Origin of the sequence: Pseudomonas sp. NPDC087598 (assembly GCF_044743525.1) — a bacterium.
In the GTDB taxonomy this organism is placed as follows: Bacteria; Pseudomonadota; Gammaproteobacteria; order Pseudomonadales; family Pseudomonadaceae; genus Aquipseudomonas.
On sequence record NZ_JBIUWQ010000002.1, the window covers coordinates 216,287 to 235,770 of the forward strand.

18 protein-coding genes are annotated in these 19,484 nt (G+C 59.6%); 3 read left to right on the plus strand and 15 right to left on the minus strand.

Annotated elements, in window-relative coordinates; translation table 11 throughout:
- Nucleotides 1–3 precede the first annotated feature (3 nt).
- The 10 genes from ACIOWE_RS02350 to ACIOWE_RS02395 all read right to left on the minus strand — a co-directional run bounded on the left by ACIOWE_RS02350 (nt 4) and on the right by ACIOWE_RS02395 (nt 10,932).
- Nucleotides 4–633, minus strand: a complete 630-nt coding sequence (locus tag ACIOWE_RS02350; protein WP_401386893.1) for a DNA repair protein — start codon at nt 631–633, stop codon at nt 4–6.
- A gap of 17 nt (nt 634–650) precedes the next feature.
- Entirely contained in the window at nt 651–2,351 is a 1,701-nt protein-coding gene (locus tag ACIOWE_RS02355; RefSeq protein ID WP_401386895.1) for a putative porin, read from the minus strand.
- A gap of 39 nt (nt 2,352–2,390) precedes the next feature.
- Nucleotides 2,391–3,095 (minus strand): energy transducer TonB, encoded by a 705-nt coding sequence (locus ACIOWE_RS02360; RefSeq protein WP_401386898.1) that lies wholly within the window; start codon nt 3,093–3,095, stop codon nt 2,391–2,393.
- A 3-nt stretch (nt 3,096–3,098) separates the two neighbouring features.
- Complete coding sequence (locus ACIOWE_RS02365) at nt 3,099–3,524, minus strand: biopolymer transporter ExbD (RefSeq protein WP_007915482.1); 426 nt, start codon at nt 3,522–3,524, stop codon at nt 3,099–3,101.
- Nucleotides 3,525–3,535: 11 nt separating this feature from the next.
- Complete coding sequence (locus ACIOWE_RS02370) at nt 3,536–5,335, minus strand: DUF2341 domain-containing protein (RefSeq protein WP_401386902.1); 1,800 nt, start codon at nt 5,333–5,335, stop codon at nt 3,536–3,538.
- A gap of 14 nt (nt 5,336–5,349) precedes the next feature.
- Nucleotides 5,350–6,948 (minus strand): ShlB/FhaC/HecB family hemolysin secretion/activation protein, encoded by a 1,599-nt coding sequence (locus ACIOWE_RS02375; RefSeq protein ID WP_401386905.1) that lies wholly within the window; start codon nt 6,946–6,948, stop codon nt 5,350–5,352.
- A 59-nt stretch (nt 6,949–7,007) separates the two neighbouring features.
- Nucleotides 7,008–7,619, minus strand: coding sequence for a transposase (locus ACIOWE_RS02380; RefSeq protein WP_103302175.1), 612 nt, complete (start codon nt 7,617–7,619; stop codon nt 7,008–7,010).
- Nucleotides 7,620–7,881: 262 nt separating this feature from the next.
- A complete protein-coding gene (locus tag ACIOWE_RS02385; RefSeq protein ID WP_401386932.1) occupies nt 7,882–9,090 on the minus strand; it encodes a DSD1 family PLP-dependent enzyme in 1,209 nt (402 codons plus the stop codon).
- A gap of 74 nt (nt 9,091–9,164) precedes the next feature.
- On the minus strand, nt 9,165–10,493 hold the full coding sequence (locus ACIOWE_RS02390) for a D-arabinono-1,4-lactone oxidase (RefSeq protein ID WP_401386934.1): 1,329 nt from the start codon (nt 10,491–10,493) through the stop codon (nt 9,165–9,167).
- 76 nt (nt 10,494–10,569) lie between these two features.
- The gene (locus ACIOWE_RS02395; protein ID WP_401386908.1) at nt 10,570–10,932 is read right to left on the minus strand and encodes a c-type cytochrome; all 363 of its coding nucleotides are present in this window, start codon (nt 10,930–10,932) and stop codon (nt 10,570–10,572) included.
- Nucleotides 10,933–11,310: 378 nt separating this feature from the next.
- Here ACIOWE_RS02395 and ACIOWE_RS02400 point away from each other — a divergent pair, with 378 nt between their 5' ends.
- Entirely contained in the window at nt 11,311–12,936 is a 1,626-nt protein-coding gene (locus ACIOWE_RS02400) for an NADP-dependent glyceraldehyde-3-phosphate dehydrogenase (RefSeq protein ID WP_122595724.1), read from the plus strand.
- Nucleotides 12,937–12,982: 46 nt separating this feature from the next.
- Nucleotides 12,983–14,023 carry an FUSC family protein gene (locus ACIOWE_RS02405; protein WP_401386937.1) on the plus strand — a complete coding sequence of 347 codons (1,041 nt, stop codon included), beginning with the start codon at nt 12,983–12,985 and terminating at the stop codon, nt 14,021–14,023.
- 75 nt (nt 14,024–14,098) lie between these two features.
- On the opposite strand, the gene ACIOWE_RS02410 is transcribed toward ACIOWE_RS02405, so the two are convergent.
- The 3 genes from ACIOWE_RS02410 to ACIOWE_RS02420 all read right to left on the minus strand — a co-directional run bounded on the left by ACIOWE_RS02410 (nt 14,099) and on the right by ACIOWE_RS02420 (nt 16,234).
- Complete coding sequence (locus ACIOWE_RS02410; RefSeq protein ID WP_401386911.1) at nt 14,099–14,758, minus strand: hypothetical protein; 660 nt, start codon at nt 14,756–14,758, stop codon at nt 14,099–14,101.
- A gap of 69 nt (nt 14,759–14,827) precedes the next feature.
- Nucleotides 14,828–15,304, minus strand: a complete 477-nt coding sequence (locus ACIOWE_RS02415) for a hypothetical protein (protein WP_401386914.1) — start codon at nt 15,302–15,304, stop codon at nt 14,828–14,830.
- A 36-nt stretch (nt 15,305–15,340) separates the two neighbouring features.
- Nucleotides 15,341–16,234: a DMT family transporter gene (locus tag ACIOWE_RS02420; protein WP_401386917.1), complete on the minus strand. Its 894-nt coding sequence runs from the start codon at nt 16,232–16,234 to the stop codon at nt 15,341–15,343.
- A gap of 149 nt (nt 16,235–16,383) precedes the next feature.
- Here ACIOWE_RS02420 and ACIOWE_RS02425 point away from each other — a divergent pair, with 149 nt between their 5' ends.
- Complete coding sequence (locus ACIOWE_RS02425) at nt 16,384–16,821, plus strand: Lrp/AsnC family transcriptional regulator (protein ID WP_401386920.1); 438 nt, start codon at nt 16,384–16,386, stop codon at nt 16,819–16,821.
- Between the two features lie 119 nt (nt 16,822–16,940).
- Here the strand turns inward: ACIOWE_RS02425 and ACIOWE_RS02430 are convergent, their stop codons facing one another.
- Both ACIOWE_RS02430 and ACIOWE_RS02435 read right to left on the minus strand, forming a co-directional pair.
- Nucleotides 16,941–18,293 (minus strand): hypothetical protein, encoded by a 1,353-nt coding sequence (locus ACIOWE_RS02430; protein ID WP_401386923.1) that lies wholly within the window; start codon nt 18,291–18,293, stop codon nt 16,941–16,943.
- Nucleotides 18,294–18,710: 417 nt separating this feature from the next.
- Nucleotides 18,711–19,382, minus strand: coding sequence for a Bax inhibitor-1/YccA family protein (locus ACIOWE_RS02435; protein WP_093414531.1), 672 nt, complete (start codon nt 19,380–19,382; stop codon nt 18,711–18,713).
- Nucleotides 19,383–19,484 lie beyond the last annotated feature (102 nt).

Below are 19,484 nucleotides of genomic sequence, written 5' to 3' on the forward strand. Positions count from 1 at the left end.
AATTCAGTGTGCGAGCGCGGCTTGCGGCGCGTCGAATTGCGTCTTGTAAAGGTCGTCACCAAACCCCTGGGCCAGTTCATCGAACTTGACCCGGGCACTGCCCGCAAAGGGCTGGCGAATCTTCATCACCTCGGCCACGTCGATGTTTTCGTAGGCGGTAAGGATCTGCTTGGCGACGCCGTACATCTGCTGATTCTTGACTGAACATTGCTGCACTTGTGTGTCACGTTCAGCCAATTGCGCTTGAAGCTTAGACCGTTCTGCCTCTTTGGCACGGGCCATGACGAGTAACTCGTCATAGGCCTTTTTGAACTTGCCGGTCTGCTCGGCGCTGGCCGCCACTTGCGCCTGCGCCTGGCTGTGCAGGCTTTGCTGCTGCCCGGCCAGTTGCTCGGCAACGCCTTTGGCCTTGGCCAGTTCCGCCGTCAATTGCTTGATTTGCGCCTGCGCAGCCTTGGCTTCGTTCTGCGCTGCGAGTTGCGCGGCGCTGGCCTGGGCCTGCTGACTTTGCAGGGCCTGCAACTGCTGGGTGGTGCTGCGCAACTGCGTGCGCAAGCGCTCTTCCATGCCTTCGGCACTTGCCCCTGTCGCGATCAACATTCCCAGCCCCAGCAACAACAATCGCGTGTTCATAACCCTCTCCCGGCGCCTTAGAAGCGCGTGTTGATCTCAAGCTGCAAGACGTCGATGTCGAACGGCGCGCCGTACACCGCTTCGGTGCTCATCCAGCGACCGGTCGCGTAAACGTTCTTCGCCAGACCGTAGTTGCCGCCGATGAAATAGCCCTTGGCGTTGGTGCCGCCGAGGTGGAACGACGAGTCGTTGAAGCCGTCCGGCAAGGCATCCGGCTGGATGTACTTGTAGCCGGCGAACATGTTCCAGTCGCCCTGCTTCTTCAGATCGAGAGCGCTGCCGAGGGTGAACTGCACCATCCACGCATTGGCGCCGCTTTCGATGTCGCCATTGCTGTCGAGGTTGTTGACGATCTGCCCGGCCGAACGTTTGCGCATGTCGCCTTCGTCGTAAGCGAGGTTGTGGATGTAGTTGCCCTGGCTGCGCAGCTTGAAGTCTTCCGGCAGGTCGGCATCCCACACCAGGTTGAGGTCGAGCAAGTTGAACTCGGAAGCGAGACCAACGAATTGCGGCTGCGGCGTAGTGGTCGGGTTGAGCGGGTTCGGCGTGATGTCGCGCAGCAGGAACACGCTGTTGCCCTTCTGCATGAACGCCGCGCGGCTGCCGTCGCTGTCGCAGCCCGGCGCACCGGCCCACGGTTCGCAAGGGCTGGAGCGCTGGCCCTGAATGTCGTCGAAGCGGTAGTAAGCCAACGCACCTTTCAAACGGTTGTTGCTGTTGATCGCCCATTTGGCGCCGACTTGCGCGCCGTACAGCCATTTGTTGTCGCTCTCTTCCTTGTCGAAGCCGTTGCTGCTCGCGGTGTCGTTGGTGTAATCCACCGGGAACGCGCCGATGGTGCCGAATACGCCCCAGTCGCGGCTGAGCTTGTGGTCGAAAATCGCCGCCACGCCGTCGAAATTCAAGTCGTTGGAATAGAGCATGTCGGTGGACATGAACGGGTTGGCGAAGCGCCCGCCGGTCAGGGTCAACTCATCCGTAGGCTTCCAGTTCAGGTAGCCCTGATCGAGCCAGATGTCCTTTTTGGCGAAGCCGCCGCCCAGGCTTTGCGTAGTCGAAACCGGGTTGTTGTCCGAGCCGGTACCGATGCGGATGCCGGCGGTCCATTCCGGCGAGATCACCGCTTTCATGCCCAGACGTGCGCGAATGCGGAACTGGTTGGTGCGGTCCTCGCGGGTGTTGAGCAACGGCGGCAGGTTGGTGCTGCTGTTCGGGTTGACGTCGTACGGGCCGTTGTTGTTGAGCTTGGCGAAGTCGACGATTTCGTTGCTGTTGCTGTCCGAGTAGTAACGCGATTCGTCACGCAGACGAATGTCGCCGTCGAAACTGATGCGCGAAGCCCAGTCCGGAAAGGTGTTGGGCGCTGCCCAGTTTTCCTGTTTGGCGGTGGCCATGACTTCGGCTTTGACCTGATCGCGGATCTGATCGCGCACGGCGGCCGGCACGTATTGCACACGGACATCGCCCGGTGCCGCGACCGGTCCGGCAGCGACCACGGCGCTGGACGCGGCGGCCTGCTTGGCCTGCGCCGCTTCGTTCTGCGCCTGAGCGATCAGCGCGTCGGCCTTGTCCTGTTTCAGAATGCCCTGCTCGACCAGCAAGCGGATCAGATTGATCGTGGCGTTCTCCGAGGGCGCAGGCGCTGCCACGGCCTGACCGACCAGGGTCGCAATGACCATGCCGACCGCCAGGGACAATCGATTCACGTTGGAAATCATCTGCACACAACTCCTTTTGGCAAAACTCTAAGAATTCGGTTAACCCGGACGCCGTCCTTGCAGGGACAGGCGCACAGGCAAAGTGATGGAGGCCGGAGGCCGTTCGCTCAGGGCCGGCGCACCGCGTAGCGCGGCCAGCACTTGCGTATCGATTTCAGGGTTGCCACTGGACTTGATCAGCTCGACCCGGGTGATCTCGCCGACGCTGCTCAGCCAGACATCGGCCTGCAGCGAAAACGCGAGGTTGCGCAGGTCAGGGTTCTCGCGCAGCAGCTTCTGGAAGGTGAACGCGAGGAACTGGCTGTAAGTCCCGGTGCCCAGTCGCCCGCCCCCGGTGCCGGCCATGCCGCCGCCCTTGCCCGCGCCGATGTTGAAAGCGTCGTTGCCCGACTGCGCATCGCCGTCCATTTGCATCGGATTGGCCAGATCGTCCGCCGGCGATGGCGGCGCCTCTTCCTCGGGCTTGACCTCCTCTGGCTCCGGCGTCGGTTCAGGCTCGACGACTTTTTCTTCCACCGGGGTTTCCGGCTCCGGCGGTTTCTCCGGCGGCGGCGGTGGCGGTGGCGGCAATGGGATGATCGTCGGCACCTTCGGCGCTTCGCGGCGGACGCCACTCATGTCGTTGGCCCACTGCCACAGGAACCACGCGGCCAGTGCGCCAATCAGCAATCCGGCGCCCCACTTGGCATATCGCAGCAGCGGACTTTTCACCGGCAGCGGCTCGATCGGGAGTTGTGCAGTCATGACTCAGCCCTGACTCGGTTTGCCGGTCACCAGACCGACCTGGGACAGTTCGAGCCGGCGCAACAGATCCAGCACTTCGATGACCTTCTGGTACTGCACCGTAGCGTCGCCGCGCACGATCACCGGAAAGTCCGGGCTCTGCGCCTTCTCGATGCGCAGACGCTCCTCCAGCTCGGCCAACGTCACAGGGTAGGCATCGAGGAACACCTGACCGCCGTCGTTGACCGAAATCGCCTTGGTCTTGGCCTCGGACAACGACACCGAAGCGCTGGCCTTGGGCAAGTTGATCTGAATCCCCGAGACCTGTGCGGTGGCAGTGAGGATGAACATCACCAGCACCACCATCAGCACGTCGACCAATGGGGTGATGTTGATGCTGTCCACTGCTGCATCTTCGTCATCGTCGTGGGAGGCATTTACGGACGCCATGTCAGTGCTCCTCAGGCCGGTACGGAGTGGTTGGCGTGATTGCCGCGCTGATGCGCCGACTCACTGAACTGGCTCTCGCCGTGCATCTCCGCCAGACGGGTGATGAACTCGTCGACGAACACGCGCATGTCGGCGCTGACTTCCTTGTTACGGGTGATCAGGCGGTTGTAGCCAAACAGCGCCGGGATCGCGACGAACAGGCCCATCGCCGTGGCGAGCAAGGCTGCGGCCATGCCCGGCGCGATGGCATTGATATTCACGTCGCCGGCCATGGCCGTGCCGAGGAACACCACCATGATCCCCATGACGGTGCCGAGCAGGCCGATGTACGGGCCGCCGGCGATGGCGTTGGACAGGGTCGAGAGTTTCGAACTCAGTTGCTGATTTTCGCGGGTACGCACGCCGTCCATCGAGCAGCGGATCGCTTCGATGGTCGCGGCGGAAACCGAAGAGGTATCGGCGCCCTGCTCACGACGGGTGCGGATCTCTTTCACCGCGACTTGATAGAGACGCCACAGCGGCGAATGCTGCAGGCGCTGGGCGAGTTGCGTGTCGTCGGCGAACATTTCCAGACGTGTGCCGACCTTGGCGAATTGCACGCGGAAGTCTTCGTTGGCAGCGGTCACGCGGCTCAGCGTGCGGTTCTTGCGCAGCATGATGATCCACGACTGGAACATCATCAGCACCAGCACGGCGATGATCACCCAAGCGTCGATGGGCACGGCGTTGAGCAGGAAACCGAGGCTGCCGAAACCGAACCCGGACTGTTCTTCATCGACACCGTAAGCGACCAGTTTCGACTCGGCACCTTGTGAGGTGGCATCGGCCAGCAACAGTGGCGCGGGACGGGCGACTTTCGACAGACGCAGTTCATCAATCGCGCCTACGAACGGCTGGAACGGACCTTCGTGCAGATCGGCGCCGATGGCCATGACCGAGTTGAACGCTGGCATCGCCTGGGCGAGTGTCGCGCCTTCGCGGCCGTTGATGTACAGCGTGACTTTGGCCCCTTCAGCGGTCAGTGCAACGTGTTGCCATTGGCCCGGATTCAGTGCCTGAGTGGCGACGGCGCGTTGGCCATCGATTTCCACAAACGGCACGCCCTGATTGACGCCGACCAGCAGGCTGTTGGCGCCCTCACGACGGGCCAGAATCAGTTGCTCGCCATTGGCCTGATCCAGGCGCAGCCAGGCACTGAAGGTAAACGCACTGCCGGCGTTGTGTTGCAACGACGGACTGGCCGGCAGCAACAACGGCTGAGCGCTGAACTGCAAGGCCCGCCCGACTACGCCATCAATCGCTGCACCGGTCGCACTTTGCGCGGTGTTGCCGTAGGCCGTGGTGTCTTTGGCCGGGGTGCCGGTGGCGCCGTCGAAGTGATACAGCGCGGTGTAATTCGGATCGAAGGTCAGTTGGCCGTTGCCGGTCGCCGGCGCCTTCTGATTGCCGTAATACATCCAGATGTCCTGGCGCTGGCCGCCCTCGACATTCGGCACATCGACCCAGATCAGCGCCATGCCCATCAGCGCGTCGAAACTTTCGATCTGGTGGTTGAGCACGGTCTTGTCGTCGGCAGCGACAAAGCGCAGATCCGCGCCGTCCTCTTTCACCCCGTCAAAGGTGAAGTTGCCGGTGTGCAGCCGTACCAGCAACGCGGTGCGGCCCAGTGCCTGATTGATCCCGGCGCCTTGCGGCGTGGTGTCGACGGCGATCTGTTTGCGGTAATGCCAGTCGTCCTGCCACCAGGCCTGAGCCGTGGCCGGGAGCACGAAGCCCAGGCAGATCAACAACGAAAGGAAGAGGCGCTGCATGAACGTGCTCCTTGTCAGAAAGTGGCTTGAAGGTTGAAGTGCAGGCGCGATTCCTGTTTCGAGGTGTTCGGCCCTTCGAGTAGCGGGTAGCCCCAGTCGAGGCTGCCGGACAGCCATTTGCTCAGGCTGGCGCGGGTGCCGAGGCCGATGCTGGCCAGGGCGTAATTGGCGTCCTGGTCCGGCAGCTCATCGCGCAGATAAAGCTGAGCGCCTTCGGCAAAGGCGTAGAAGCGCCAGTCCTGCATCCACGTGCCGGCGTACTTGGCCAGCGACGGCGTGCGCACTTCCTGGCTGAGCAGCAAGCCGTCATCGCCGGTGCGTTCGGCCGCCAGATAACCGCGTACCGAGGTGGCACCACCGGCAGAAAATTGTTCGTTGGAAACCAGTGGCCCGGACGCTAACTGGAACGCGGCTTTGCTCGCGCTTTGCCAGTCGCTGTCGAAGGTCCAGGTGTAATTGGTATCGCCCTTGAGCACGGCGAAACTCGGTTTGGCGCGGTAGCGTTTGTAGTCGAAGTCTTCGTCGGAACTGCCGTAGCCGAAGATGCTGCGGGTAGCGGCGACCAGGCTCAGGCCGAGGCCGAGCTGGCTCTTCTCGCTGTAGCGATAGCCGTTGTAGGCGAAGGTGAACGGCGCGTATTGCAGCGGCACCTTGTCGCTGTCGCCGGACAAGGTCAGGCGTTCGTCGAAGTCCTTGAAGTCGATGCCGGCCGACAGCGAGTTCGACCAGTTGCCACTGGAGGGCAGCGTATAGATCGCCGACACCCCGTAGGAATGGCCCTTGCCGAGCACGTTGCTGCCGCCGATGGTGGCAACGTTGCTGTCGGACTGGTAACCGGAGAACTGCACGCTCCAGCGATCGGTCAGTGGCGCGGTGTACGAACCTGACCAGACCTTGGCGTTGTCGGTGTCCTGCGGCGCGGTGAAGAACGTCAGGTTGACGCTGTGGCCGAGTTGCCAGAGGTTGTTGTAACCAAGGCTGGTGACGGTGCGCAGTTTTTCGGTGTCGGCACTGTAGTCGTTGTTGAGGCCGACGCTGGCGGTCCACGGGTTCTGGTCTTCGACCTGCAGATCGACATCCATGGTGCCCGGGCGCTGACCTTCGCGCACCAAAGGCATGACCTGCCGGCCCGGAGTCTTGTTGAGTTGCGCCAGTTCACCCTGAACCTTGGCGAAGTCCGGCACCTCGCCTTCCTTCAGCGCTGGAACGTCGTTGCGGATGTCCAGTGGCGAATAGTGTTTGGCGCCGACCACGCGGACCCGGCCGACCTTGGTTTCGCTGACTTGCAGATAGACGATGCCATCCGCCACAGCCTGCTCCGGCAGCTCGACGAACACCGATTGATAGCCGCGTTCCTGATAAGCCTTCTGCAAGGCATCCCGCGCGCCTTCGATATCGGTGAGGGCTTTTTGCGGGCCGAGAAACGGGTACACCGCTTCTTCAATGGCCCGCGCATCGAGCACGGTATTGCCGCGCACAAAGTACTCGTTGACGTCGACCAGACGCTGCGCCGCGGCCGTTTGCGCGGCTTCTCCGGCCAATGCCGGCTGCGCGCCCGCCGTCACCAGCAGCCAGCCCCACAGCGCCAGCCGTGACTTGAAAATCGGTTCCACACTACCCCCTGAATTCGCGATGACCTGTTGGCGCTTCAGCGCCTTGCGTGTTGCCGCTGTTAGTTGCTGACGTGCGGGGCGCAGGCGTGCTTGCCGAGCCAGGTGTGCAGCAGCGCGAAGTTCAACGAGAACTCGGGCATTTGCAGCAAGGCTCCGCAGAACACTTCGCCAATGATTTTCTGAATGAGTTGCACCGCCTGCGGGTTGTTGAGCAGCGTGGCGATGTCGCGACTGAGGACGTTGAAGCTCCAGACTTTCTGGTTCAGACCGAGGCCGACGAACCAGCGGAACAGCAGGTTGTAATTGAGCTGTTCATACAGTTGCTGCTCGCTGGGCACCGAATACAGCAGTTGCAGCAGCAGGATGTGCATGACCGTTTGCGCGGGGATCAACATGCCGGGCTCGGCATTGAGGTCGTGCAGGAGCTCGCGATGGGTGTCGAGCAAATCGTCGATCTGCGGACGCAACAGGACCAGCGAATGGCCTGGCGGAATGTAGCTGGACACTTCTTTCAAGGCGCCCTGCCAGTCATCCTGCGACACGATCCAGACCCACGGCGCGCCGTAGCGATACACCGAAACCGGCTTCTTGCGCGCGGCTTCGACGATCTTCGACAGGCGTTGATCGAGTTCCTGCATGCCCACTTTCGAGTAGCGTTCCATAGTCCCCATTGCCTCACTCCCGGCGTCCCGCCTCGGCTTGTGAAAAGCGCCCCGTTGGGCCCCTCAAGCGCGTTACATAGGCATGACCGGACTGGCGATGTGCTACCGAACTTTTGTCATAAAAGCTTCATTACAGCGTGTGGGTGTACACACATCCACTGTAGGAGTGAGCCTGCTCGCGATAGCGGTGTGTCAGCACAATAAATGTCAGTTGACAGGACGCTATCGCGAGCAGGCTCACTCCTACAGGGGGATTTGAGGGGATTTTGGGTCAGGTGTAGACAGGCCAGGTGTCGACGATCTTGCCGTTGCGCACTGCCAGCAGATCGCCAAATTGCAGGAGTACGGCTTCGGTCTGGGTCGGGCGAAGGAAGACTTGATCTTCTATCGTCAGGCCGACGGCGCTGGAGCCATTGACCATCTCTTGGTTGGAGCTGCGTCCGTAGACGCTGTTGCTCTGTAAACCCTGGGGCGATTCGAACTCGGCCATCCAGTTGCCGCCGTAGATGAAAAACGTCTGACGCTGGTTCTGATCCCACCACGAGAACAGCTTCGACTTGTCATCCAGCGCCGGAATGTTCACCGCGCCAGTGCTCTTCAACACCGGCGTGGCGATGTAGGTTGCGGGCACGTGCTCGACCAGCGACGGCAAGTCGTAGTGCGTCGGTTTTAGCATCGCCGTGCCGACCGAGACTTCGCTGCTGAGCTTTTCGTTTTCATGGATGCGGTAACTCGGACTGCCAGCGGTGTTAAGGCACAAGCCGTCGTGCCACAAGGCCGGAAATTGATGCCGGGTGAAATCCACGCAGCGCTGATAAATCACCATGACCTTGGCGAACAGTTCTTCAGGCGAGCCAAGAATCCCCGGCACCCCCATGCCCACGAACGGGTCGTAGCCCATGAACCCGGCGAACTCCAGATGCTGCGGGTTGGCGCTGATCAATGCGAGCATCTGCCCCAGAACGTTCACGTCAATGACACCGCCGCGATGCAGGCCCACGTCCAGCTCGATGTTGATGCGCAGCCGCGTGCCCAGACCCTGAGCCAGCGCAAGGTACTGCTGCAAACGTTCAGGGCCGTCGAGCAGCCATTGCAGCTGTTTGCTCGGATCGAATGGGCCTTTGTGATTCCGATAAAACAGTTCGGCCGAACGCACCGGCAGCGGTTTGCCGAGCAAGATGTCCGACTGCGGGAACGTGAGCGCATCGTGATTGAGAAACGGCTGATGAAACGACATCAGACGCTGTGTCCCGGCGCGCTGGCCGATGTAGCTCAACAGTCCAGGCGCCGGCAGCGATTTTTCCACCAGCCGCAGTTGCTTGCCGCCGCGCTTGACCGACTGCATCACCACGTCGATGTTGTGATCGAGGCGATCCAGATCAATCAGCAGCACTGGGCGCATCGGCCCTTTTTCCTTCAGCTCTTTATTCAGTGCACGGAAGTATTCGCTGTACGGCGCGCCACGATCCCCTGGCCGCAGCCACGCGCCGACTCCCACCAACAGCGCTCCGACACCCAGCGTGCCAAGCAGAAAATTACGTCGATTGACCGCCATCAGCTCACCCCCAGAATTGACGACAGATGCGCATTGAGAAACTTGCCGCTGGGATCGAGCGCCTGGCGCACCTCGACAAATTCACGCCAGCGCGGATACAGCGGTTGCAAGGTTCGCGCATTCAGCGTGTGCAACTTGCCCCAGTGTGGCCGGCCGTTGTACTTCCAGAAGATCGGTTCGACGGCGGCGAAGAAGTTGTGATGATCCATCTGGTAATGCTGGTGCACCGAGATCGAACAGCTGTCGCGGCCCTCGAACATGCTCAACGGAATGTCATCGGCCTTGACGTAGCGGTACTCGATGGGAAACCAGGTGCGCAGGTCCTTGTCCTGAATCAGCTTGAGAATTTCGCGCAGACACGCCGGGCCGTATTCGGCGGGCACCGAGTATTCCATCTCGTTGAAACGCACCGTGCGCACGTTGGCGTAGATGTCGAAGGAGTCGCCCACACGGTCATCGAAACTCGCCAGATGGCGCAGGCTGTTGAGCATCGTCCGGCGCAGGTCGGGGAAGTCGCTGCCGTATTTGTCGATCTTCTCGATCAGGGTGACGAACTCGTTGCCGCCCTCCTCTTCGGGCGGGATCGGCGGTGTGGCCGGGTCGTCGGTTTCGTTGAGGGCGATGGACAACGCGTAATCGGAATGGGTGACGACGAGCATTTCCCAATGCTGGTTTTCACGGGTGTTTTTGTCGAGGTCTTCCAGCAGTTCTTCGGTCTTGGCGATCCACTGGCGTTCGCGCAGACGATAGGCCGGGCGGTTTTGCAGGCGGATTTTTGTCGCCACGCCGAGGGCACCAAGGGACACGCGGGCCGCGTTGAACACCTCGGGATGGCGCTGGCTGTCGCAGTCGAGCACATCGCCGCTGGCGGTCACCAGTTGCATGCCGCAGACGTGCGCGGAATAGGACTGAAAGTTTTTGCCGGTGCCGTGGGTCGAGGTCGAGATCGCTCCGGCAAGGGTCTGGTAATCGATGTCGGCCATGTTCTGCAGGGCCTGGCCAATGTCTTTCAACGGCGCGCCCATGCGCGACATCGGCGTGCCGGCGGCGAATTCGGCTTGCAGGGTTTTCGCATCGTGATCGAGCAGACCGTTGAAGTAACTCAGCGACAGCAACGTGCCGTCGGTGGGCACCAGCGCGCTGAAGGAATGCGCCGAGCCGACCGGGCGGATCTTGCCTTGCGCCTGCCTGATGACGGTCGTCAGCTCATCGAGATTCTTCGGCGCCAGCCGCGCTGCCGGCAGGCAACTCTGCCCACCCGACCAGTTGCGCCACGGAATCAAGCGTGGCGCGCGGAGCAATTGGCCCAACGCCGGGTTGCTGGCCAACGCGCTGAAGGCGCCGACGATACTTGCCCGTTGCAACAACTGCCGCCGTGTGAGATCCATGGTCATGCGCGCACCCTTATTGTGGGAGAGGCTGGTCGGCCATGAAGCCGATCAATTGCAGGAATTGCTCTTCCGAGCACTCGACGCACTGGCCCATCGGCGGCATGCCGTTGTAGCCATTGATGGCATGGTCCAGAAGCGTGTCGACGCCCTGCTGGATACGCGGCGCCCAGGCTTTACGGTCACCGGTAAGTGGCGCATTGGCGGCAGGGTTGGCATGGCAGAGTTGGCAACTGTTGGCGTAGATCTGCGCCAGTGCCGGGTCTTTGGGCAAGGCATTGCCGGCGATGCTGGAAGTGGCCGACGGTTTGGCGTCATCGCCGCAGCCGGCCAGTGCGATGGCCAGAGTCAGCAATGCGATGAATCGGATTGAACGCATGACGTTCCTCGCGTGGGGTGCCGCTTATTGTTGTGATCACACCTTAAGACAGCGGCAGACAACGGTTGAGGGCATTGCGGGACAGCGAGGGGGGCAAACGGGGCCAGCCGGGGCCACTGGAGAATCGGGCTTACCCAAAAACCTGTGGGAGCTGGCTTGCCAGCGATAGCGGAGTGTCAGTCTATGAAGATTGTGAAAGTATCGGCCTCATCGCTGGCAAGCCAGCTCCCACAAGGGAGTGCGGTGCTGTCACCCCCTCTGTTCTGCGCCTTTGCGTGACATTCGGGTGACATTTGCGGGTTTAAATTTCGGCGCATTCAGGCGTATAACCTGTAGAGACTTTTGATCTGCATGCGGACATCAACACGGGGTAGCGACATGACCACAGCAAACATCCTTGGCAACCTGTTCCCTTCTGTCAGCGACATCCCGGAAAAATACCGTCTCGACGCTCAGGTCGAGCAACGCGAATACCTCGTCGACGGCCAGTTGCGCCGCTGGGACGGTCCGCTCGCCACCGTGCGCAGCCCGGTCTATCTGCACGGCGAAAACGGCGATGAACAAGTGATCCTCGGCAGCACGCCGCTGCTCGATGCCGACACCGCCCTCACCGCCCTTGATGCCGCCGTCCGCGCCTACGACCGTGGCCAAGGCCTGTGGCCGACCATGCGCGTGGCCGAACGTATCCAGCACGTCGAAGCCTTCCTCGGCCGCATGCGCCAGCAACGTGATGCGGTGGTGAAGCTGCTGATGTGGGAAATCGGCAAGAACCTCAAGGACTCGGAAAAAGAGTTCGACCGTACCTGCGACTACATCGTCGACACCATCAACGCGCTTAAAGAACTCGACCGCCGCTCCAGCCGTTTCGAGCTGGAACAGGACACGCTCGGGCAGATCCGTCGCGTGCCGCTCGGCGTGGCGCTGTGCATGGGGCCTTACAACTATCCGCTGAACGAGACCTTCACCACGCTGATCCCGGCGCTGATCATGGGCAACACCGTGGTGTTCAAACCAGCCAAGCTCGGCGTGCTGCTGATTCGTCCGCTGCTTGAGGCGTTCCGCGACAGCTTCCCGACTGGTGTGATCAACGTGATCTACGGCAGCGGCCGCGAAACCGTCAGCGCGCTGATGGCCAGCGGCAAGATCGACATCTTCGCCTTCATCGGCACCAACAAGGCCGCCAGCGACCTGAAGAAACTGCACCCGAAACCGCATCGTTTGCGTGCGGCGCTGGGCCTCGATGCGAAGAACCCAGGCATCGTCTTGCCCGAAGTCGATCTGGACAACGCCGTCAGTGAAGCCGTCACCGGTTCGCTGTCGTTCAATGGCCAGCGCTGCACCGCACTGAAGATCCTCTTCGTGCATGAGGACGTGGTCGACAGCTTCATCGAGAAATTCAACGCGAAACTGGCCACCCTGAAACCGGGCATGCCGTGGGACAGCGGTGTGTCGCTGACGCCGCTGCCGGAGTCAGGCAAAGTTGATTATCTGCACGGTCTGGTGGCGGACGCGCGCAGCAAGGGCGCGGAAGTGGTCAACCCGAATGGCGGCGAGTCCCGCGAGTCGTTCTTCTATCCGGCAGTGCTGTACCCGGTGAATCCGCAGATGCGCGTTTATCAGGAAGAGCAATTTGGCCCGGTGGTGCCGATCGTGCCGTACCGTCACCTCGATACGGTGATCGATTACGTACTGGAATCGGATTTCGGCCAGCAGTTGAGCATCTTCGGCACCAACCCGGTGGCGGTCGGTCGATTGGTCGATACCTTTGCCAATCAGGTCGGGCGGATCAACCTCAACGCGCAATGCCAGCGTGGGCCGGATACCTACCCGTTCAACGGCCGCAAGAACTCCGCCGAAGGCACGTTGTCGGTACACGATGCGCTGCGGGTGTTCTCGATCCGCACGCTGGTGGCAACCAAGTTCCAGGACAGCAACAAGGATCTGATCAGCGAGATCATTCGCGGACGTGATTCGAGCTTCCTGACCACTGACTACATTTTCTGACGAGGGCCTCGCACTGAGTACGTTCAGCACCCACCGGCTGCCACCGCTGTTGCGCCGAATCCTGCGTCCGCTGCTGGACCCGTACCGGCGCTACCGACACGCCCGAGTGATCCACGCGGTGCGGGTGGCATTGGGGTTGCTGGCGACGATTCTGCTGACCACCGGCATCAATCTGCCCCACGGTGAATGGGCCTCGGTGACCATGCTGGTGGTGATCGGCGGTTTGCAGCATCACGGCAATATCGGCAAGAAAGCCGCCGAACGCGCCACCGGCACGTTGATCGGCGCGGGCGTCGGTCTGTTGCTGGTGGCACAACAGGCGTGGCTCGGCATGCCGTGGCTGACCTACTTCGCCATGGCCGTGGTCTGCGGTTTCTTTTCTTATCACGCGATCGGCAAGGGTGGTTATACCGCCCTGCTCTCGGCAATCACCGTGTTCATTGTCGCCGGGCATGGCGACAACCCCATTACGGATGGATTGTGGCGCGGGGTCGATATTCTGATCGGCATTGCCCTCGCTTTGGCATTCTCTTTCGCCCTGCCGCTGTACGCGGTGTACTCGTGGCGCTACAACCTGGCGGATGCATTGCGCGACTGCGCCACGGTGTACGGACGGATCATCAGCGGCCAGCCGGTCAGTGCTGACGAGCACTTGAAACTCATGAGCCGCTTGGGCGCCGTGATGGTGCAATTGCGTTCGCTGATGCCGTCGGTGTCCAAGGAAGTGAAGATTTCCATGACTGAACTCGATGCGATCCAGCGCAACCTGCGCATGTGCATCAGTACCCTGGAAATCCTCGGCAACACCCGCCCTGATGCCAACGACCCGCAGGCGATGATCCATCTGCAATCCGCGTTGAAGGCTGAGCATCGAGTGGTTCGCGTGCAACTGATTGGCATGGCTCGCGCATTGAAGTCCGGCGCGACGCAACGGCTGGAGCGGCCGCTGGAGTTGCCGGACGCCAGTCTCGATGCGCCGGTCTACAGCGCCCTTGATGGCTACCGATTGTTGACCCGGCAACTGGCGGCGAACATCGCCGAGATGCGCCAGCGCCTGGCGAAAACCGCACCGCGCTGGAACATCTGAGTTATCCCGACCGCGCAAATTGAGTCGTTGATCGGCGTTCGAAAATATACACGCCTAATCAACATCCCTATCTATTCACGCCTTCGGCACAGGCAACACCGTTGGCTCGACCTTGACTTCACAAGTCAATGTTGAAGTTTTTGGAGCAAAGCTACATTTCTCCAGACGTTTTTCACCCTCAACTATTACATTGACGGTATATCCAGACTTATCGGGTTGTACGTTCAGGACCGCATGATCAACGGGGTGGAAAACGCCTGGCAGCGAATACAGATACCACCCTCCGGCGAGTACAACGCCAAGCAGTGTGACAACATTCTGAAGAAACTTGCTCGAAATCAACAAGCCCAACGTAACCAGGATGAGACCCAACGCGGTTACAAAGTATCCCATCGCCACGGCGACTCCGGATTGCGCATTAACAAAGAGCCCTGCCCCGACAACCAAAAACAAAAACACAGGAAGGAACTTTAATAATGCAGCTTTCCTGCGCAATTCCTTTTCCTTGGTTTGACTTTGAAGACGCCGGTAACTCCCCTGCAAGTTATCTCTCAAAGTGGCAACCCAGCCTTTTATGGTTGAGTCCTTTCCTGTGGCAGAAACCACTTGGGCGTAAATATCGCGGGCTCGCTCCAGGTCTCTTGCGGCCTCGCTTAATTCAAACGGCTTGGCGTAGAGCATCGTTTCAATTGACTTGTCGAGGCTCCGCCAAGCAGTTAAACGCTCAGATTTCATTACTGATTATTCCTTTATTGCACACATTCGACTTGCTTCCTTTCTTCACCGCTCAGCAGGTGACGACCATCAGGCACCCAATAAATTTGTAACGCTTATAATTCGATACCGATATTCGGTTTCGACCCCGCGATGGACATCGACTCGTGTAACTTCCTGCCCTACTTTCAATGGCCGTTTCAAGAAATGAAAGCGGGTGTGGCTAGTGTCTCCATAACCCCACTCCGCGAGATACACGAGATTATCCCCGTCCTGATCCGTCAGAATTCCAGGATAAATCTTCAGAACCCCATCTTCAGCGCGCTCTTTCACATGGCCATACATTTCGGAACAGCACAGGCAACCATCCTCCAAAATCGCATGAATGCGAAATGTTTCTTCTTCATTGTCTATGTAGACGAGGTCGACTTTTACGGCGGTTTTTGTCATGGCAGCTTTCCCTGCTTTCGTTTGGCGTACCGCTAGGTTCGCTGACATCACTGTGCCAGCGCAACCAAAAAAATAAGCATGGCGCTGGTCCGAGAAAACGTCTGGCGGATATGACATCTGGCGAACATCCTCCCACCCTTGAAACGACTCATCTCATTGCGTAACCAGTCGCCGCAATTTCACGCCCCAGCCCTGTTGCATGCCGGCAGCAGCCAGCAAAATTGCCGCCACACCCAGCCATTGCAGGGTTTCCAGGCGATGGCCGAAGGCGAACCAGTCAACGAAGATCGCGGCAATCGGGTAGATGAACGACAGTGCACCGGTCAACGCAGTCGGCAGTTTCTGGATCGCGCCATACAGCAGCACGTACATCAAACCGGTGTGGACGATGCCCAAAGTGATCAGGCTGGCCCACGCGCTCGGCGCTTGCGGCAATGCCGAAAGGTGCGCAAACGGTGCGAGCAACAGCACACCCGTGCAGACCTGAACCAGTGCAATCAGATGCGGTGGAGTGCCGGTCAGGCGCTTGATGATCAACGCCGCTATCGCATAGAGAAACGCCGCGCCTAACGCCAGTCCGATGCCCACCAGATAATCACTACCGCCCTCGCCTTGCTGGCCATGGGCGCTGACGATCGCCAACATACCCATGAACGAAATCGCCAGCCAGAACAGTTTCTGCAGAGTGATTTTTTCACCAAGGAACAGCGCCGCCAGACCGACCAGCATGAACGGCTGCACGTTATAAACCGCCGTACCAATGGCAATCGAAGCCCGGGAATACGAGGCGAACAACAGTACCCAGTTACCGACAATCGCCACGCCGCTAAGCACCGCCAACAGGAATGTCGTGCGGGTCAGAATGCCCGGCCGCAGAAAGCCGAATACCGCACAGATCAACAACAAAGTGCCTGCGCCGAACACGCAACGCCAGAACACCACGTCCAGCACCGGTTGCCCGGAAACCAGCACGAACCAGCCGATCGTCCCGGATATCAGCATGGCAGCGGTCATTTCAAATGAGCCGCGACGGATTGTTTTGTCCACCATCAACCTCCTGTGCATTTGCCGAAAGCGTGGCAAAAGTATGCCAAGCCAACACAGAGGCGCTCCAGCGTAAAAAGCAGGCTAAACTGGCTTTCTGCCTTTTTTATCGAGGGTGGTTTTCATTATTCGCCTAATACCGGAGTTTCGCCGTGACCGACGACATCGATCAGATTCTTATCAGCGCCTTGATGGCGGATTCGCGACGTTCGCTCAAGGCACTGGCGCAGATCAGTGGCCTGTCTTCGCCCAGCGTCGCCGAGCGTTTACGTCGACTGGAAGAGCGCGGCGTGCTCAAGGGCTACACCGTCGAGATCGACCCCAAGTGCTTCGGCTATCAATTGCAGGCCATCGTGCGGGTACGGCCGCTGCCGGGGCAATTGCAGGAGGTTGAGCGGCAGATTATGTCGATCCCGGAATTCACCGAGTGCGACAAGGTTACCGGCGAGGATTGCTTTATCGCCCGTCTGCACGTGCGCTCGATGGAACAACTGGACACCCTGCTCGACCGTCTCAATACGTTGGCCGAAACCAATACGGCGATCGTCAAGAAGACCCCGGTCAAGCGTCGTTTACCGCCGATGGCTTGAGGGCTTTTTCGTGATGTCCGACGTGGGTTGCCGTTGTCTTACGCCATCTATGAGCAGCGGCATTTTGATCAACTGATTGAAAACCTCCGGACGCCGAGGCATCCGGAGGTCATCGCGGTTTATTCGAGCAGTTGTTGCAGGCTTGGGTCACGAATCACTTTTTGCTGCGGCTGCGAGGTGTCATCGCCAGCCTTGAGCATTTTCAGTTTCAGGTTCTGCACTTTCGCGCAAGCATTCTTGCCGTCAGCGTAGATCCCGCTCATGTCGCACTTCCACTCGTAGTAATTAATCAGCCCACCCGACAGTTGCAAGCTGTAGTCGGTGCTCTTGGTGCCGGGCGTGAACGGATGGCCGGCCGGAATATTCTGGAACCACTTCATCCATTCCGGCGTACCCGGTTTCGGCGCATTCGGCTGGAACGTCGGGTTCATGATAGCCACTTGCGGGCTCTCGGCGGTGGCATGGCAACTCAGGCATGAGCTGTTGGGATTATCCACGGGACCGTTGAGGCGACCGTTCCAGCCCAGGTGGGTCGGTGGCAGCTCCTTGGTATTGGCGTTGATGGCGGTCTGTTGCAGCGCGGTGTTGATCTTGGTGACGGTCGGCTGCGGGTTGGTGAAGTCGTTGCCGGTTTCCTTCGGATCGTTACCCCACATGATCCCTACCGGCACCAGATTGTCCCAACCGGGTTTGCCGGTTTTCTCGCCGTTGTACTGGAACGTGCCGAAAATCCAGCCGGTATCACTCATGCGTGTGTCCCGCACGGCGATGTCCATCTGGATCAGCGCGACGTCTTTGACCTTGCGATTGGCCGAGGTGAAGGTGTCGGTGATATAGCCTTTCCACAGAACCGGATTGACCAGGAATGGCACGGTACTGCGGTCGATGTCGGCGAACAGCGCTTTGCACACCACGGTGCCGTTGGGGAAGCTGTTGGGTTGCGAGGTGAAGCTCGGATCCGGGTTGTTCGGATCTTTCCAGACCTGGCCGATGGTGTAGGCGCCGATGTCGTTGTAGATGCCCACCGCATACGTCTGACCGGTGGCCGTTTGCGTCGAGGCCAGTTGCTTGACCTGAATCTGCGCTTCCTTGGTCAGGCCGTGAATCCCTTCGCGCCCCAATGGCCCGTAATGCTGCCACGGCATGTGATACCACTGGCGCAGCTTGTTTTTCTGCACATCCCAATCAACCTCGACGTTGCCTTCGAGGCAGTACTGTTTGACGTCCTCCAGATAGCCGCGCCAGTTTTCAAAATCGTTGTTCGGCTTTGTCGGCAACTTCTTGAAGAACCCCGGCAACGGCACTTGCGGAGGTTTGGCCGGATAACTCTGGCTGAGTTGAAACAACGGACCAGAGTATTGGCTGCTTGGGGGTTGATACCCGAAGTCGGGATAGACGCCGGCGAGGGTCGAAGCACTGAACAGCGCGGTAGTGACGGCCAGTACAGCCAGTTTTCCATGGGGCTGGTTCATCGATGATCTCCTTGTCTTGGGACAACGCCTGTTCTGGTTCGAGACATGCCCGGCCAGCAGGGCCTCCATTATTGTTTTTGCTATCAGGGTCCCGGTTCTATGGCCGGGGTACGGTCACGGTTGAATCATTTTTTGGGTAAGGCATCTCCTTTTTACTGGACGAACGAACACCATCGATCCCGGCCAAAAGGCCAGGCAGTCGACTTCAAGGGGAGGCAAACGTCAGGGGGAGGCGCACGAGGGATCTTGCATTCCGACTCCTGTCGATCAACTGCTCTTCCTTGCTGTTAGGTGTAGGTCATTTCCATAAAGGTGCCATCATTTTCAGATCATTTTGTAGGTAAAAGGCCATGAGGCTTTTCTCCAGGCAACAAAAAACCCGCCGAAGCGGGTTTTCTGTTGAAACGCAGACTTGAATCAGTCGTCGCGGCTCATGATGCCGAAGATCTGCAACAAGCTGATGAACAGGTTGTAGATCGATACATACAGGCTGATGGTCGCCATGATGTAGTTACGCTCGCCGCCCTGGATGATGGCGCTGGTCTGGAACAGAATGCAGACCGACGAGAACAGCACGAAACCTGCGCTGATCGCCAGTTGCAGACCGCTGATCTGGAAGAAGAAGCTTGCCAGCGTTGCACCCAGCAGGACGAAGAAACCAGCGGTGATGAAACCACCGAGGAAGCTCATGTCCTTGCGGGTGATCAGCACGTAAGCCGACAGACCACCGAATACCAGTGCAGTCATCGCGAATGCGGAGCTGACCACTTCAGCGCCGCCCTGCATGCCCAGGTAACGGTTGAGGATCGGGCCGAGCAGGAAACCCATAAAACCGGTCAGCGCAAACGCGGACACCAGGCCCCACGCGGAATCACGGAGTTTGTTGGTGAGGAAGAACAGCCCGTAGAAGCCGATCAGCACCACGAAAATGTTCGGGTAGCCAACTCGCATCTGCTGAGCTACGAAAGCCATCACACCGCTGAATGCGAGGGTGAGAGCCAGTAAGCCGTAAGTGTTGCGCAGGACGCGGCTAACCTCTAGCTGCTCAGCCTGCACGCTGTTATTAACTGCGTAATCCTGTTCGCGCATGGCGACACTCCTGTTGGTTTGAAACGTTCAGTCGCAAAGATCATAACAGACGCTCTGTAACAAGCCATGCAGAGAGTTTGACAGTGTGTTATGATCTTTGCG